The sequence below is a fragment of the Bacillus sp. FSL R5-0560 genome, from assembly GCF_037966305.1.
Lineage (GTDB): Bacteria > Bacillota > Bacilli > Bacillales > Bacillaceae > Bacillus > Bacillus mojavensis.
On the sequence record NZ_CP150195.1, the window covers coordinates 2,057,664 to 2,073,656 of the forward strand.

Genomic DNA, 15,993 nt, shown 5'->3' on the forward strand with positions numbered 1-15,993 from the left:
CTCCTGTAATTCATTGTATGTCGAAAAACCGAAGTCTGAGCCAAGACTTCGGTTTCGTTTATATTTCTCTTAATTTGTTAAATGCGCAAAGTAATGCTGGTGCTTTGTCTGTAGTGAGAACCGCTGGTTCTCCAAACGTTTTAACCAATCTTTTCATAAAGGCATAGGCAGCCTGATGATCCCGTTTTTTACGAAGTTGAATATCCAATGTGTGCCCGTCTTTATCAATTGCACGATATAAATAACACCATTTCCTTTGACTTTTATATAGGTTTCATCTAGTTTCCAAGATAATTGAACGTTTTTATTTTTCTTCTTCCAAATTTGATAGATAAGGTTTCCATATTCATGAACCCAGCGCATGATGGTTGTTGGGTGAACCGATACACCACGCTCTTTCAAGATTTCGGATACATCACGATAGCTTAAAGAAAAACGGCAATAGTAGCCGATGGCTACCAAAATAATATCCTTTTTAAACTGTTTTCCTTTAATATACCCCATATATCATTCTCCTGCTCACACTTTTTCTACAGGTTATCTCAGTTTAAAAATCTTTGCAACAGAACCGAAAACACCAATTGTATGTTGAATAGAAAATAGAATGTTATAAATCAATAAACAATCAATGTAACAAAAAGACAGAAGTTTTATATTATGACAAATTATTTTTGGGACAGTATTTTGTTATATCTGATTTCAATACAATCTAGTTTAGAATTTAAAAAGAAAAAATGTTACAAATCGAACAACTAAGGCTGAACCCTAAATTCGTCTATAACTAATATAGAATATTTTGTCTTAATTCCCCTTTTCGGGGGATGCTTGCAGGAAAAGAGTTCAAACAATGAGGGAGGAGAATAGGAAGCCCTGAAGAATAAGTTATATTATTTATTCCGTTTATGGAAAAATAAAGATTTTTATCGACGCATAATTTTTTCTGTTTATTGGGTAATGTGTGATTAAACTTTTTGGAGGGGACTATTCATGATGAAAGTAAAATCGTATGAAGTCAATGGGGATTTTCCAACAGTGAAAGATAGGTGTTGAACCAATATAAACTGCTTTTGACAAAAAACCACCTCCGTAAAAAGATTGAAACATAAACAGCTTAAGTATAGCCAAATTAAGTTAATTTCAGACGGAATTCTGTATATTCGTATCAATTTGTCTCTTAATATAAAAAAATACAAGGATATCATTCATCCTTGACAGGCTTGTTATATATTGAATTCAATGGTAACCTTAGTAAATCAGTACCTGGAAACACATCTAAAATTTCTTTCAAGAAGAATTTATGTTCTTTAAATACAGACATCCAAACCGAGAACATCCCACTCTGTTCTACAAGAAGCTTAAACATCTCTAATGCTAGATTATCTACTTTTGCTTGGGATAGTAGTTGACTTTTAAGAGTATTAGCTAGCTCCCATTTTTCACGACGTTCTAAAGAACGTCTGTCAGCTATTTGAGGATTGCTTTTTAGATCATCAGTAACAATTTTATTTAATCCGACGAGATTAATTGTATTATTAGCTTTAACTCTGTCTGACTCAGATAAGTCTGGTGAGGGTTCAACTATTCCACCGTATTACGTCTAATCAAAGCTATACTATTTATTTTTTAACTGAATACACCAAGTTCATACTATCTTAACGATGAACCTTAAAAAGGCTTTTTTATTAAATTATAGTCAAGACTAGAGGGAGGATAAACAAAACTCTGTTTAATCTCCCTCCACTCTGGAAAGGAGACTTTTATGATATTCTGATTTTAACTAAGATTCCTTGAGGAGTAGAGAAAGTACTTAAGTAACCTATTGTCATAAAGTCTTTCCGTTAGGTGCTATAAAACGCTCTTTTGCTTTTTTATGTTAGAGTACAGAGATAAATGTCTTATATTGATTCGGAAATAATCTTTAAGTTTTCTTAGCTTTGTTTTAATGTTACTTTCGCTTAGCGAATTTTTCATCAAAGTATTCAACTTCACCAAATCTTCCTTTGTAAAAAGCCAACCTTTTATTTTCATTTGTTTATATTAAAGTCTAATTCATTTCGTTCAGTTGCTATAACCAATTCATCTAAAAAGAAATAGCCAATCATTTGAAGGCTATCCTTAGTTCAAAAACCTTTTATTTTGTTTTTTAAAACCGTATAGAGTTACATCAATAAATAAATCGGCATCTGTACCACCAACCAAAAAGAGAGCCTATACCTACTCAAATCAGGAATCATAAACTAAACTTCAAAAATAGTCATTAAATTTTCTAAGTTCGCTTAAAATTTTTCTGGGTTATCTCAATATATATATAATACTCTATGTCTAATTCTTTGTGTTTTGTTGGAACTCTTGGCACTGTTCTAATTTTGTTGTTTTTATCCTTACTTTATATAATAATGCACTTATCATTAAACTTGATTTAAAGCTCTCTGTTGAGAGCTTTTTCCATTTGATAACATTATGTTAAAAAGTGATTGGGTTTTGACCTATAATATGTATAGAATTATTAGCGTATAACAATAATCTAAAGAATATGACAAATGCTGAACGGATGCAGTATCTTGTGTAACAAGTGCCTTTATCCCTTGTCAGAGTAGGGGACAATTGTGTTTTGAGGTGTTTTAATATAAAAATTTGGAAGTACATGCAGCATTTACTGCTAATGTGGCTTTTCCAACTGATTAAGAGCTCATGATGAGTAAAGCGATACTCAAGACAGCTGGCTACACAAATTTCTTCATCCGGGATACATACTTTATAGATAGAGATCACAATTCAATTTATTGTTCTTGTCAATTTGAAGAAACAAAGTAAATCTATTTGTAAAGTTCGAACGTGACGGAGCTTTAGTCTAGTCTAAATTTAATTCAGGAAGTAGGTATGTCAATTTTAACAATAATTGAGATCATCATAGTGATGCTTACATTATGAAAGGGGATTTAAACATGCAAGTTTTAAGGATCATATGTGTTCATGTCTTGTCTGCATTATCAGCTGCTGTTGTTTATGTTTTTGGCATTGATTATGATGGCTACATTCCATACTTCTTCATAAGTGTTATTCTGTTTATCTTTTATGTAATCTTTGCTGCACCTGTTCAATATTTCGTAAATCGCAATCCAAAGAGGTTTAACCCGAAATATTTACTCATATACATATTCTTTTCCTTCTTAGTATGGTTATTCTTCGCTGTAATTACTGATCCAAGGAACACCTTAGACTTTCTGATGGAATACGAAGTTTACTTATTTAGTATATCGTTTGCTGTAATCTTTTGGATCTGGGACTCTGTTTTTCTGCAAAACGGGAAAAAGGCAGCGACTAAGTAGCTTAAGTATTCACAATACTTCTTCTTAATTAATCGAGAAATAATACCTAAAATTCCTATTTGGTATTGTGATCTTCTTTCTAAAATTGCAGACGATGGAGGGGATAAGTGTGTAAAACTGAATCCCTCTTATTATAGGATCTTAAATCAGCATAAAAGAGGGATTGACCTCTCATTTGGAAAAAAATGAAAGAAAAAATCTACACGTACATTACTGGAGTTGATACCTTGAAAATTTCGCCATCTCTTATATAAAAACGGGGGACACGGCGACTTAATGTAGACACCACTTCATAGTTGATCGTATTAAGCATTTCAGCAACTTCATCAACGGGAATCTCAGCTCCCTTTTGATGACCGTAAATCACAACTTCCTCTCCTTGTTTGCCTTCACTCTCTCCTAAACTAACCATGATCATATCCATTGTCACTCTTCCCACCACCGGCACTCGTTTTCCGCGATGAAGAACAAACCCGCGATTGGAAAGTGCGCGAGAATAACCGTCAGCATAGCCGACCGGGAGTGTAGCAATGACTTCTTCGGGTTCTGCGATGTATGTAGCACCATAACTAATGGTTCGGGGTTCTGTCCGCATGGTTTTCACATAAGCGATGCGCGCCTTTAAACTTAATGCAGGTTCGAGCTTAACGAGGTTTAGTTGTTTGATATAGTCTGAAGGATATAAACCATATAAACCGATACCTAAACGAATCATATCAGCACTATATTCAGGAAAAGCGATAGCTGCAGCCGTGTTGCTCATGTGCACGGTGGGCAGTTCAATGCCGCGGTTCTTTAGAAAGCTGAGAAAATTGATGAATTTTTCATGCTGTAGCTTAGTTAGTGTGGTGTCAGCTTCATCAGCTGTAGAAAAATGTGTAAAGATACCTGACCATCTTAGGAATTTACTTTCTGTTAATGCTTCCACTACTGCTAAAAGCTTTTCTTTTGTGCGTACACCTAATCGACCCATTCCAGTATCCACATTTATATGAATACCCAAACGACTAGTACTCTCTTCGTTTTCCAATATTCTGTTAGCTTTTTTAATCCAATCAACCTGAAATGCTGATAATTCTATATTCCAAGCTGCTGACTTTTTCACACAACTAAGGGATGTAAAACCAAGCACAAGGATAGGTGCTATAATTCCCGCTTTTCGTAAAACGATTCCTTCCTCCACGCTGGCCACAGCGAGCTCACTCGCCCCGTGTTCCAGTGCATGTCGCGCCACTTCTACTGACCCATGACCATAACCGTTCGCTTTCACGACAGCCATAATTTTGCTCTTTTTTGGTATATGATGGCGTATTGCTCGCACATTTTTTTTTATGGCATCAAGATTTACTTCGATCCAAACTTCTCGGCAAAGCTTTGTCATCGACGCTTCCTTCCTTCTTATAGAGTAGTATATAGCGTATTTAGCCGTTCAATAAATTCTTAATATCAATGGTTGGATGCTTTCAATTTGATTTTATTCAAGCTTAACTGAAATCATTCAACAGCAAACACTTCATCTAACGAGTAGATGCTAACCGACGGCCGAAGCTGTCAGTACTCTCGTTTTTAATTCTTTTTTTGCGGATTGTTCAATTTTGATTTCTTTACTTCGAGCAACTGATACATAAGGCTTGTAAAGAGATGAGGATCGATACGGTGACCGAGGATCAGATAGTACAGCTAAATAAAAATAGTGCCCATGATCCTGACGTTTGTTTTGATGTCAGCCAATGGGCAGTGAAGAGATATGGTGGATGCTGAAGCAGACATTGACTAAAATCTCTTAAGCAAAAGAACTGCAATTACAATTGTTCAAGCTTTCTTAGCGAAGGCACTGATTGTTTGCTTTGACTTTTGTGTTCATACAAAGACCAAGCGCTTGAGAACGCTATGATAAGTTGAAATACATCAAAGGATAAGCTTCTGCTCATACTAATTGTCGGGAGGTGCCGACTTATGATACAAATTTGGATCACCGGCCTTTTATTATTAGCTCAGCCCAGCGAGCCATCTGACAGTTTAACAATCACACAACAAGGACGGACGATTGCTACTGTTCACCGCGAAGATTTTACGATGCCTCTTCCCGGGACCCCAATGATTGATCATAAAAAATACTATAAGTTCATCAAACGGCTTGATCAACAAATTTACCGGGAGCCCATAAACGCCAAGCTTAACGATCAAGGAATCATCATCCCTGGGAAAATGGGTTACAGACTTTATCAACAGGCGTTTAAGGAGAAATTTTACGCCTATTTCTTTGGTCATGGCCCATCCAATATAGAAGTGCCGGAATTAAACATTTATCCGAAAGTTGACAGCGAGTTGCTTGCTCACATCAGTACGCAGCAGCTAGGCCAGTATGTAACTTATTTTAATTCAAGCAATAAAAGCCGATCACACAATATTTCCCTTTCTGCAAAAGCAATTGACAATCATGTTGTTTTTCCTAATGAGACGTTTTCTTTTAATCAAGTTGTTGGGATGAGAACGCAGGACAAAGGTTACATGCGAGCGCCTATTATTGTGAAGGGTGAGTTGTCTGAAGGTGTAGGTGGGGGAATTTGTCAGGTGTCATCAACTTTATTTAATGCTGTCGATCGTGCGGGGCTGCAAATCGTTCAGCGCTATTCTCATACAAGAAGCGTACCATATGTGCCGTCCGGACGTGATGCCACCGTAAGCTGGGGAGGCCCTGACTTTCGCTTTCATAATCAATATAACCAACCGGTCTTAATTAGGGCCAAACGAAATGAGGGAAGTATGATTGTTACACTTTATTCCTCTGATGTCATCAATAACAAACTGCGAAAAGTTCCCAAAGCGCCATCACAGCTTCCAAAAGAAATAAATGCCGAGCGTTAAATGACATAAGCTATTCATTCACCTTATTCAACCTGACGACTTCCTTTATGGAGGTTGAGTTAGAAAGACATAAGATTAAGTCCAAACGACTGAGCTCTCTAAACGAGAGCTGATGTTGATTAAATCATTACTGCCTGGTCGAAATCTTACTGAATTAGCCCTCTATTTTTCCGGCAGCTATTTATAAAGAAAAAAGCAACAAATTAAACGTTGCTTTTTACAGTTTATCTTATTCAGAATTTCGTATGCCAATTCCTTACTGTAGGATCCGACTTTTATAAAAGAAAATTCTTAACAATTATAAAAATGGACTAGTATCTACCCTGGTGGAATTTTTCCCCTTCACTTGTTTTAACGTTGCGACTATAAGAAAGCTGACAATCACTAACAAGAGCCATGAACTCACTTTTCCTAGATGAACAAGACTCCATGCATCGGTTTGGTTTGGGTATTCCCAAGCCCCAAAAAACGTTGCGATATTTTCGGCTATCCATATAAAAAATCCGATGAGCATAAATGAAAGGGCGAGTGGCATACGATAACGAGTTCCATTCACCTCATATGTGACCCATGATTGCCAAAAGACGATCATGACAAGTCCGGATAACCAAAAGCGGACGTCAATCCAATAATGGTGGATGAAAAAATTTAAATAAATCGCAGCGGCAAGAGGTACCACGGCCCAAAACGGCGGCCACTTAACCAGTTCAACCTTTAGCCTCCTCCATGCCTGGCAAAGATAACTGGCTACACTTGCGTACATGAAGCCGCTATACAAAGGCACTCCAAAAATTTTGGAATATCCCTGCTCCGGATAAGACCAGGAGCCCATATGTACCTTGAAAAGTTCAAGAGCAAGTCCAATCAGGTGGAACATTGTGATTACCTTTAATTCATCCCGAGTTTCAAGTCCGGAATACACCATCCACAATTGCATGAAGAGGCAGATGATGAGCAGCCAGTCATACCGTGGCAGGAGGGGAAGCGGTATGATTTGTGTAATTGCCAAAGAGGCAAAAATAACGACAGGAAACAGACATGATAGGGCCTGCTCCCAGCCAAAACAAATGAGCTGTTTAAATGCTTTCATGAATTTTTGCCTCCAAAGTTAGCTAAATAGACATAGGGTTATGTGCATAGAATCACTGCCGAGTCATTATCTTTTCCATTCATAATGATTCCTGCTTTATTAATCATGGGTGTCTTCATCACTTTGGTATTCCAAAATATCTCCTGGTTGACATTCTAAAGCCTTACAAATCGCCTCTAAAGTTGATAATCGAATGGCCTTTGCCTTTCCATTTTTCAATATAGAAAGATTAGCCATCGTGATTCCAACCTTCTCGGACAGTTCCGTTACGCTCATTTTCCTTTTAGCCAGCATCACATCAATATTGATTATAATTGCCATTGTTTTCACCTCAGACTGTTAAATCATTTTCTGATTTTATATCTATAGCTTCTTGCAAAAGCCTTTGGAGAACAGCAGCAAAGACTGCGATAACCATTGAGGCAAAAATAAGGACCAATCCGATTAGTATGATACCTGGAGCGTCGTCCATCTCCGCGATGAGATAGAAGAGTGGCATGCCTGCCACAAGTAAAAGACTGATTGTGATTGCACTGTATTTTATTTTCTTTAAAGCTCTTACTGATAATTCCGAGAAAGCTTTATTCCGGTCAATATAGCTTAAAAGTGTAAAGGCTTGATACAGAGCGAAATAAAAAGGTATTGCCGCTGCATACAAATCGATATAAACGAGATATTTTAGATAAGAAATATCTGGATACAATTCCGCTGCAAAGTTCGCTATCTCTGGCACCAAAAATATGCACAAAGCAAGAACTGGAATTCCAATCAGAATAACAGCTATCCTTAAAAAGAGTGTTGATCCTCGTTTCATAAAAAGCACCTCACCTAATATTGTCGATTTGAATGTAGCACATTATTTATCGTTTTACAATAAAAAAACATTGAAATAGATGATTTTCTTGTTGTTTTATAGCTATCTTTTTCACTTTGGGCAAGAAAAAAGCATTTCTCATTGCAGAGAAATGCTCAATATCTTTAAGGATTCAATTTAAAAATTGTGCGGATAACTGAACCATTGGTCTAAAAATAACGCATGGCACATAAGGGATTGTTTTTTGATCATGTACACGTTCGTTTTATAAAGCTTAGGCCGAAGGTGATATATAAAGCAATCTGGCAGCGGTGCTTAATGGGGTTCAATAAGCTCAGGTGAATTGTTTTTAGGTGAGTTAACGAATGATGAAACCTGGTATGCTTCCATGTCATCATCATCATATGGCAGCAGTAAGCTTTTGAGATAATCGGGATCTGTATTTTTAGGGTTCAGCCATTCTTTCTCATGTTCGCAACTCAATATAACCGGCATTCGATCATGGATGTCCTCCATAAGCTCATTAGGTTTTGTCGTAATGATTGTGCAAGTGTAGAGCGGATGACCTTCAGGTGTATTCCATTTTTCGTATAAGCCAGCAAAACCAAATAGGTTAGATGATTTAAGTTTTATACGCATAGGAATTTTTGTCTTTGGATCAAAGCGTTTCCATTCATAAAAGCTGTCGGCCGGAATGATGCAGCGTTTGCTGACAAGTGGTTTTCGAAAGCTGGTCTTCTCGGCCAATGTTTCGGCACGAGCATTGATCATTTTATAACCGATCTTTTCATCTTTAGCCCAAGGAGGAATAAGACCCCATCTTAATTTTCCAAGGCGGTTGCTTGATCCATCATTAATAATAGTAAGAATGTTTTGTGATGGCGCGATATTATAGCTTGGTTGATATTCGTCTTCAGGCAAGAAGTGATCTATGTTGAATTGCTCAATGATGTCTTCAAATGCTGAGAATAAGGTGAATCTGCCACACATGTTCATCATCCTTTTGGTTTTTGAATATTGTACTGGATTGGTATATGAAAATCAAAAAGGGGGTTGTGATGCAGCAAGTGATGAACGAATTATTTGAATAAAAGAACTGAGGGAAAAAGAGATACGGATACATTCAACGTTAAAAATGAAATGTATAAAAAAGGTAAGTATCTTGTATTGGATAGTATCAGTGGAAGAAGGGAATAGGGATCAAAACCTTAAATAGAATGCATGGAATCATTTTAATGCGCTAATTAGTTTTATGCGTACATGACAAGGATGTCTATAAAATTGTTGTATTTTAGTTTGTTACATATTTTTGATTTCTATTGAAGTGGTCATGAAGCCCAAGTTTTCAAGAAAAATGAGCCTGAATCTTGGGCTATTATAGCTTGAAAAAGCTTGATATTAAAACCAGCAGAAGATGAAAAAAACAGATATCATCTAATCTCTCACCAGTACAAAGAACTTGTCCCAGATAGGCACTATCTAATGATGGTGAGTGCGATGCCATACCCTTTTTTTGGAGTGTAAGCGGTAGTGATTTTCATTACTTTCCAGGTTCCTTCAGATGCTTTTGTTCCTATGCCATTACGCGCAGTAAGATAGTCTCCTTGACTCACAGTTTCATCAATACGTACATAATGCTGTCCCATCAGTCCAACCACATGCCATTCGTCCCTTACAGCTCGTGAATGATAAGCGGTCTCCAGCACTGAATCATATTCTGGATTTTGTTTTGGCACACGTATCAATTCACCGGTTTCCTTGTCGGTCATATCCTCATAAATGAATCCGCCAAACTCATTAGTCAAATAACGGTCCTGCCAGACGAAGCTGGATGCTCCTGAAATGAAAGCTGCTGTTTCCGAAATAACTCCAAGCATGTAATCTCCCACGTAGGCGGGCGCTATTTTTTCACCTCTTAAAGTTACGATTGTACCTGTATGGATTAACTGCCCAGTTGAACTCTCAAAATACTCTCCATATCCATTTAAGGAAGAACTGATCGCTCCTGCAAATGTCCCGTTTCCTCCAACTGAGTCAAGAAGCCATTTCAATGATTGATGGCCTCCTGCCACGGTGTAGGGTTCTTCCAGTATAATACTTTCAGAAGACAATATTGTTCTTGAAACATTGTTTCCTTTAATATGGGCATTGTTTGAAGAAGCGATTAATGCCCGAGAGCCTTCTGTGCTAGAGCCTCCGGAAGCGCCGATGACCGCATTTCTTTCACCCTTCGCCGTAATGTCTCCGGTACCAGCGATAACTGCGCTCGTTTGGTTAAAGGCGAAGCCAGAGGTTGTTGCAAGCTGTGCGCCACCTTTTAAATTAATGGGTACATGCTGGTAGGTTTGACCTTTAATGGAGACTGCCGCACTATAACCTTCTGCCTGAACACCGAGAATAACGGTCTGGTTATTTGGAGACTGAATTCCGATTGCTCCGTTATCAGCAATCATTGTACCGTTTAGTATATTCACATTATAGAGACCGCCACCGATTGAAATTCCTTTTGGAGCAGATTGATAAATATCGAAGTTTGAAATTTTAATATAATCAGTCTTATTTGACCCGCCTGATAAATGAATATCAACACCGGCTTTTTTAAATCCGCGAATTTTTATACCGTTAAGGGTGATGTTCTGACTGCGGTATTGCAAAGCTACGACAGGATTTTCCTTATAGTCATAGTCGGGATTACCAATTGCTGTGAATCCGCTTACATTAACGTTTTTATATGCTGAAACAACTAGCGCTCTTGGCGTGACAGTTTCATAAAGAGAGTTGAACACCGGTTCAATTGCTGAACAATCAATAAGTGTGACATCATAAGCCGTTGTGCTTTCAGGATCTGTGGCTTGATGATGACCAATATGACGAAGATCAAATGCCCGGACATCACGATAAGAAACATGGCCGATGATATGGACATTTTGAGAGGCAGGCCACATTGCATGCGCTTTAACCTCTACTCCACGAATGTTTCCGCTTGTAAAGTTATTCAAAAGCCACACATGCTTAGACCCATCGTCGATTTCTATACCGTTGGAGTTGGATACACCCTCTGCAAACTCCGTTCCTCGCGGATTACCGGAATGGCAATTTGAAATAAAGATGTATTCACTATAATGGGTAGTAATGCCGTCATCTCCTGAACCATATGCCACACAGTTATCAATCCAAATATATTTTGAGCCGTCTTTAGTCCAGTCGGTATCAGGTAAATGATCGTACGTTGGGGATGTAATATCAATACCGTGAAGGCCTGCGTTAATGGCTTCCACATCTCTAATCCATCCATATTCAACTTTAGCAAAAGTTAAACAGCTGGAGAATTGACCACCAGGATTTTTTACACCGCATTGTCTATTTGGATTCCAGTCTAATGACATTCCTTGAACAAAAATATTTCGGTTCCCATTTTGGTAATCATCATTTGTGATTACCCATTCATGAGCGGGAGTGTCTTCATGAAGTTTAATTACGGTAATTCCTTTACCTTGCCCTACAATTGTTGTCCAGGACGGAAGTTTAATCCCTTGAACCAGATATTCGCCGGCAGGAACATATACTTTGACGCGGCCATTCCCGATTGCTTTTCGAAAAGCTTCTGTATTGTCTCGTCCATCGGGAACAGCTCCGAAGTCTTCCACATTTACTTCCCGCGTGATTTTGCTTAAAAGCTTATGGTATTCTTTGTCAAGACGTTCTTTTAAAAGAGAGGTGATCTCTCCTTCAGCCGTGACCCGCGCGTCAGTAACTTCGACGTTTTGTTCTGTTACAGAATGCTTAATAAGATTTTGCATTCTCGTCTTGAGATGTTCAATGTCAGATGTATACTCCGGGTGTGACTCAGATTTGGCGTTTAGAGTAGGATCAGGGTAGTTATTAAAGTGAACCATTCTAAAGACACCTCTTTCTTTTAATATAAGCGCAGTTATCAGTATTGCAGTTAAAGTTTACTGTAGCACCTTTTGCGCTTATCTTTCCAATTCTGTATTTGTAGCCAGAATTCCTTTTAAATCCATTAGTTTTCAAGAAATGTAAGTCATGAACAAGAAATCAGATGGAAAGTAGGAGGTTACTTATGTCTATAAAACCAGTGGCTCAGATTCCTACGCTTATGGAACCCCAACTCCTTAGCAGACTTGAATACACTTTACCTATTCGGTTTATATTTCCCATCTGCATTTTCAACATTTTAATAGCTTTTGAGTTAAACAAGAAATTTTTAATTAACAAATCTTAGATCGTAAGGAGAAATTGCGGTAAATGAGGACATCATTATTGGAGTGATCATTTTAGTCAGTGTAAGTTAATGTGGATTTATTTTTCAGGTTATACAATAAAAAAAGGCCGCCGGCATTGCCAGCGGCCTTTTGATGCTTCTTTATTTATTAACAGAAATCGTAACGTTATTTCCAGAAGGGAGGACTTTTGCAAAATCCTGTGTATCTACGACAGGTGTCACTGCTTTATTGTCGATTGTAATATTGTTAAAAGTTGTTGAAAAAGTTGCTTTAATGGCAGAGCGCTGGCTTTCAGTTGAAACCGCAGCGGTGGCAAGTGTTTTCCATTTCGATAGAGTGCCAATGTTCGTTCCTTGGATTTCCATGATAATACGTCCGGTATAGCCATCATTGTTCGTTCCCCAGAGGGTCATGCGAGTATTCCCGTTCAAGTTTTTGTAGATCGTCATTTGCACTGTGCTTCCGGGACGAAACCCTTTATTGTAAGTGAATTTCTCTTTTCCTTCGATATATGTTTCATCATTTTTAGAACCGACTTTCATGAGCGGTTTCCATACGTTGTATTGTTTGCTGTACTGAAGACCAATATCTGCTTCAGTTCCGTTTTTTGCGCTAAAGCCTGAATAAATATAAGGGGTAGAGACAGAGTCTTGGATGTTCACTGTGTCGGGAAGCTTAATTTTAGCCGTGAAAACAGCGCCTGTGCTGTTCAGGTAGGCGCGTCCGCCGATTCCCTTAGGCAGCTGGGAAGCCGCTTTTGCTACTTGAGTGTCTGCTCCTAGAAGGCCTGGAACACCTGAAGAAATGGTTCCAAAAAGAATAGCTGTTCCTACTGCACCTGCAATCAATACTTTTTTCAAAAAAATTCCCCCTTTTAAAAGTGGTTTCGCAATTATTATACCTTATTTTGGAACTTCTTTTATTAAGATAAATCGACAAAATCGTTAAAATCTCATGTTTATGAATGGGTTATGTTTATAAATTGACACCATAGATCTATAATAAAACTAATTAAACTATGTACTAAATATTCAATTTTTATTAAAAAATCGGCATTAAGGAGCAAATAACATTAGACCTATGATTCATATAGACATTGAAGCTTAGTTTTTTCTGCAAAAAAACCCCCGGCCATTGACCGGGGAAGCAAAATTGAGGAGATTAAATGGAGTATTAGCAGTGTTTCTTACGTTTTTTATACTCTACAACGTAGTCATAGTCTTTTTTGTCGTGATCATAATGTTTTTTGTCATAATCACAGTAATAATCTTTTTTGTCATGGTGATCAGAATATTTTTTGTCATAGTCGTAATACTTCTTGTAATACGTTTTTTTAACCGTATAATACTCTTCTTTATATTTTTTGAAATAACCCATAAATACCCCTCCTTTTATGATCATACGCTTTATTATATGGAAGTTAGATTTTACGGATTGGACAGTTTAAATCACAAACTCAAAAAAGGGCTGTCCAAAAAAAATTGAGGGTAATCAGAGGAAAACTGAGGGATCGCGCAGAAACAAATCAATATAAAAAGCCGATGTTCATCGGCCGCCAAATCATTTTACCTTACATTTGCTTGTCTTCTTTGTGTTCTGAACCACTATTTCTTATGTCTTGAGTCAATCCGCTGGTCGCTTTTTTAAATTCTGTTAAGGCTTTTCCAGCGGCCCGGCCAAGCGCAGGCAGCTTATCAGGACCAAACACTAAAAAGCCTACAAATAAAATAACTAACATTTTTGTGACGCTTAATTCCATGATATTTTTCCTCCTCCTGTTTGAAGTACAACCTTATTAACAAATTATAAAAGATGGCGGTTCAAATGAGAATACGTCTGTTTTGAATGTTTTGTAAACAAAGGCGAATGGAGAATGATGTGGTTTCTTCAGGAAAAAATGCTGATGATAAAAACGTATGAAGCTTCCAATGCCTTACACATACCTGCGATTTTATTTAAAGGGGGTGATACAAATATAACTGTAACTTGCTATGATTATCATAAGGGAGAGATCGTAATGAAGAGATTCAACAAGCTAATAGGATACCTGTCTGTTTTCATGTTCGCTGTGGCTTTTCCATTATCGGCACATGCAGAAAAAGCGGGAACTACTGGAGCCGGAGAGTGGGATAAGCTTGGAACTTACACCTATACTTATTCAAGTCCGACGCTATACTCGAGCGGAGGCGATTTTAGAGTTTGTCTTTCAGGAAGTACACCTTTCTCCGTATCGCTGCACCTATATGAGGATGATCCTGGTGACAACCCTGATGAATATGTGGGCTCTAATTATTTTTCACCCGGAGAATGTCATACCTTTAGCAGTATAGGGAAATTTGTAGATGGAAGCAATAACAAGGCAGAATTCTTTGTTACTGATTACTCTGGTAAATCAAAAACAGTGACGTTTTACGATTGATTTGAGAGATACAGTACAGGGAATATAAGTTTGTCAGAGTAAAAGAGAGAGGGACTCTCTCTTTTTATACTGTATGAGGAATGAAATATCTCACTCTTGAACCGCCATGCGAAGGATTCACCATGCCTGTCCAGCAGTCATCCATCTTATCCCGAGCTTTACCAATCATTTCGTTCGGCTTTTTCCATCCGCTGAGGATGAGAGTAAATTCTGTTTTTTCCCTATGTCTGTTAATTGAAATGTAGCAATTCATCCAGCGGTATCCCATTCAAAAGAAAGCTCGCCGGGGGCATGAACCGTCCAAACTTTGCAAGGAGATGGTCCAAATGGTATGTAAGCGAAATTTATATCCTTCCTGCAGCTGAAAATCATTCGGCATAATCCACTTGGCTATGCCGAATGAAGTTGAGACTGTCTCCTAAATGTTTTGAATAGGCCCCTCTAATAATATATGTTTCGTAATATCCCATAATGTATTCTCTTGATATCCATATTTTCTCCTCATTATTCAATTTAGACTTTCACGCAAATTTTATATCATCTAACGAAATCATATCCATAGTGTGTATAAATGATGCTGAACCTGTTGTCGGCAAGTGTTTCAATAGATAAATTCCACGATTAAAATTGAATTGAGTATCCTTTTATTGTTATATTGATTGATGAAAGGCAGTGGAAGTCTCATGCGAAAATACGAAATACAGCAAGAGAGTGGAAAGTATATATTATCATCTTTTCATTCTTCATTATTTGTGTGGCTGCAATAGGCTTTTTTGAACAAAGATTTCTTTTAAATCAATTAGCATGGCGGGTATTTGATGCACTGATCAGCGTTGTGTTATTTGCCAATGTGCTGTTTTTCTGGAGAAAAAGGAAGAGCATAGCATATATTTCAGGCATTTTGGCTGTTGTGAATGTAATTTTGCTGATATCACTGCTTTTTCTAACTTGATGAGATTGTAAATAGGAGGGTTCTGCATGCTCGGTAAAATTAAAGCGGCCATTGATAATAGTCCGGGAAAACCGGCCAAAATTGCAGTTAATGAAAGCGCATTTCAGCAGCTAAAAGAAGAGATGCGTTTTGTTTGCGTTTCCAAACCTAAAACCATTATGGGGATACCTGTGGAGGTTTCAGATGATGTAGAAGGCTTTGAACTCAGATTTTAATGATAACATATTTTTATCCTATATATATGAATATAGGAACTTCTTGAAAAGAAGGGGGGAGG

At 37.7% G+C, this 15,993-nt stretch carries 13 protein-coding genes and 2 pseudogenes; 4 read left to right on the forward strand and 11 right to left on the reverse strand.

Annotated elements, in window-relative coordinates; translation table 11 throughout:
- Positions 1 to 67: 67 nt before the first annotated feature.
- Positions 68 to 504, reverse strand: a pseudogene (locus NST56_RS10905) (IS6 family transposase); the annotation flags it as partial.
- A 2,441-nt stretch (positions 505 to 2,945) separates the two neighbouring features.
- Between NST56_RS10905 and NST56_RS10910 the strand changes: the two are divergent.
- A complete protein-coding gene (locus NST56_RS10910) occupies positions 2,946 to 3,329 on the forward strand; it encodes a UPF0715 family protein (RefSeq protein WP_339181951.1) in 384 nt (127 codons plus the stop codon).
- Positions 3,330 to 3,528: 199 nt separating this feature from the next.
- On the opposite strand, the gene alr is transcribed toward NST56_RS10910, so the two are convergent.
- Positions 3,529 to 4,710, reverse strand: a complete 1,182-nt coding sequence (alr, locus tag NST56_RS10915) for an alanine racemase (RefSeq protein WP_339181954.1) — start codon at positions 4,708 to 4,710, stop codon at positions 3,529 to 3,531.
- A 575-nt stretch (positions 4,711 to 5,285) separates the two neighbouring features.
- On the opposite strand from alr, the gene NST56_RS10920 reads away from it, so the two are divergent.
- Positions 5,286 to 6,197 (forward strand): VanW family protein, encoded by a 912-nt coding sequence (locus NST56_RS10920; RefSeq protein ID WP_339181957.1) that lies wholly within the window; start codon positions 5,286 to 5,288, stop codon positions 6,195 to 6,197.
- A gap of 298 nt (positions 6,198 to 6,495) precedes the next feature.
- On the opposite strand, the gene NST56_RS10925 is transcribed toward NST56_RS10920, so the two are convergent.
- The 8 genes from NST56_RS10925 to NST56_RS10960 form a co-directional block, all read right to left on the reverse strand.
- Complete coding sequence (locus NST56_RS10925; protein ID WP_268450518.1) at positions 6,496 to 7,287, reverse strand: DUF817 domain-containing protein; 792 nt, start codon at positions 7,285 to 7,287, stop codon at positions 6,496 to 6,498.
- 99 nt (positions 7,288 to 7,386) lie between these two features.
- Positions 7,387 to 7,608, reverse strand: coding sequence for a helix-turn-helix transcriptional regulator (locus NST56_RS10930; RefSeq protein WP_229147484.1), 222 nt, complete (start codon positions 7,606 to 7,608; stop codon positions 7,387 to 7,389).
- A gap of 10 nt (positions 7,609 to 7,618) precedes the next feature.
- Entirely contained in the window at positions 7,619 to 8,101 is a 483-nt protein-coding gene (locus tag NST56_RS10935) for a DUF2975 domain-containing protein (RefSeq protein ID WP_168747928.1), read from the reverse strand.
- Between the two features lie 315 nt (positions 8,102 to 8,416).
- Positions 8,417 to 9,091: an SOS response-associated peptidase gene (locus tag NST56_RS10940; protein ID WP_339181962.1), complete on the reverse strand. Its 675-nt coding sequence runs from the start codon at positions 9,089 to 9,091 to the stop codon at positions 8,417 to 8,419.
- A gap of 485 nt (positions 9,092 to 9,576) precedes the next feature.
- On the reverse strand, positions 9,577 to 11,997 hold the full coding sequence (locus NST56_RS10945; RefSeq protein ID WP_339181967.1) for a peptidase G2 autoproteolytic cleavage domain-containing protein: 2,421 nt from the start codon (positions 11,995 to 11,997) through the stop codon (positions 9,577 to 9,579).
- Positions 11,998 to 12,485: 488 nt separating this feature from the next.
- Positions 12,486 to 13,205 (reverse strand): YrpD family protein, encoded by a 720-nt coding sequence (locus NST56_RS10950; RefSeq protein ID WP_339181970.1) that lies wholly within the window; start codon positions 13,203 to 13,205, stop codon positions 12,486 to 12,488.
- A gap of 313 nt (positions 13,206 to 13,518) precedes the next feature.
- Positions 13,519 to 13,722 (reverse strand): spore coat protein CotC, encoded by a 204-nt coding sequence (gene cotC, locus NST56_RS10955; RefSeq protein ID WP_168747932.1) that lies wholly within the window; start codon positions 13,720 to 13,722, stop codon positions 13,519 to 13,521.
- A gap of 193 nt (positions 13,723 to 13,915) precedes the next feature.
- Entirely contained in the window at positions 13,916 to 14,104 is a 189-nt protein-coding gene (locus tag NST56_RS10960; protein WP_010334390.1) for a twin-arginine translocase TatA/TatE family subunit, read from the reverse strand.
- Positions 14,105 to 14,362: 258 nt separating this feature from the next.
- Here NST56_RS10960 and NST56_RS10965 point away from each other — a divergent pair, with 258 nt between their 5' ends.
- Positions 14,363 to 14,764, forward strand: a complete 402-nt coding sequence (locus NST56_RS10965; RefSeq protein ID WP_339182176.1) for a hypothetical protein — start codon at positions 14,363 to 14,365, stop codon at positions 14,762 to 14,764.
- A gap of 64 nt (positions 14,765 to 14,828) precedes the next feature.
- Here NST56_RS10965 and NST56_RS10970 read toward each other — a convergent pair.
- Positions 14,829 to 15,269, reverse strand: a pseudogene (locus NST56_RS10970) (SRPBCC domain-containing protein).
- Between the two features lie 473 nt (positions 15,270 to 15,742).
- On the opposite strand from NST56_RS10970, the gene NST56_RS10975 reads away from it, so the two are divergent.
- Positions 15,743 to 15,931, forward strand: a complete 189-nt coding sequence (locus tag NST56_RS10975; RefSeq protein ID WP_010334394.1) for a hypothetical protein — start codon at positions 15,743 to 15,745, stop codon at positions 15,929 to 15,931.
- Positions 15,932 to 15,993: the final 62 nt, after the last annotated feature.

Coding starts and splice junctions, on each gene's coding strand:
- NST56_RS10910 (WP_339181951.1), top strand. CDS start 2,946: ATGCAAGTTTTAAGGATCATATGTGTTCATGTCTTGTCTGCATTATCA.
- alr (WP_339181954.1), bottom strand. CDS start 4,710: ATGACAAAGCTTTGCCGAGAAGTTTGGATCGAAGTAAATCTTGATGCC.
- NST56_RS10920 (WP_339181957.1), top strand. CDS start 5,286: ATGATACAAATTTGGATCACCGGCCTTTTATTATTAGCTCAGCCCAGC.
- NST56_RS10925 (WP_268450518.1), bottom strand. CDS start 7,287: ATGAAAGCATTTAAACAGCTCATTTGTTTTGGCTGGGAGCAGGCCCTA.
- NST56_RS10930 (WP_229147484.1), bottom strand. CDS start 7,608: ATGGCAATTATAATCAATATTGATGTGATGCTGGCTAAAAGGAAAATG.
- NST56_RS10935 (WP_168747928.1), bottom strand. CDS start 8,101: ATGAAACGAGGATCAACACTCTTTTTAAGGATAGCTGTTATTCTGATT.
- NST56_RS10940 (WP_339181962.1), bottom strand. CDS start 9,091: ATGTGTGGCAGATTCACCTTATTCTCAGCATTTGAAGACATCATTGAG.
- NST56_RS10945 (WP_339181967.1), bottom strand. CDS start 11,997: ATGGTTCACTTTAATAACTACCCTGATCCTACTCTAAACGCCAAATCT.
- cotC (WP_168747932.1), bottom strand. CDS start 13,722: ATGGGTTATTTCAAAAAATATAAAGAAGAGTATTATACGGTTAAAAAA.
- NST56_RS10960 (WP_010334390.1), bottom strand. CDS start 14,104: ATGGAATTAAGCGTCACAAAAATGTTAGTTATTTTATTTGTAGGCTTT.
- NST56_RS10965 (WP_339182176.1), top strand. CDS start 14,363: ATGAAGAGATTCAACAAGCTAATAGGATACCTGTCTGTTTTCATGTTC.
- NST56_RS10975 (WP_010334394.1), top strand. CDS start 15,743: ATGCTCGGTAAAATTAAAGCGGCCATTGATAATAGTCCGGGAAAACCG.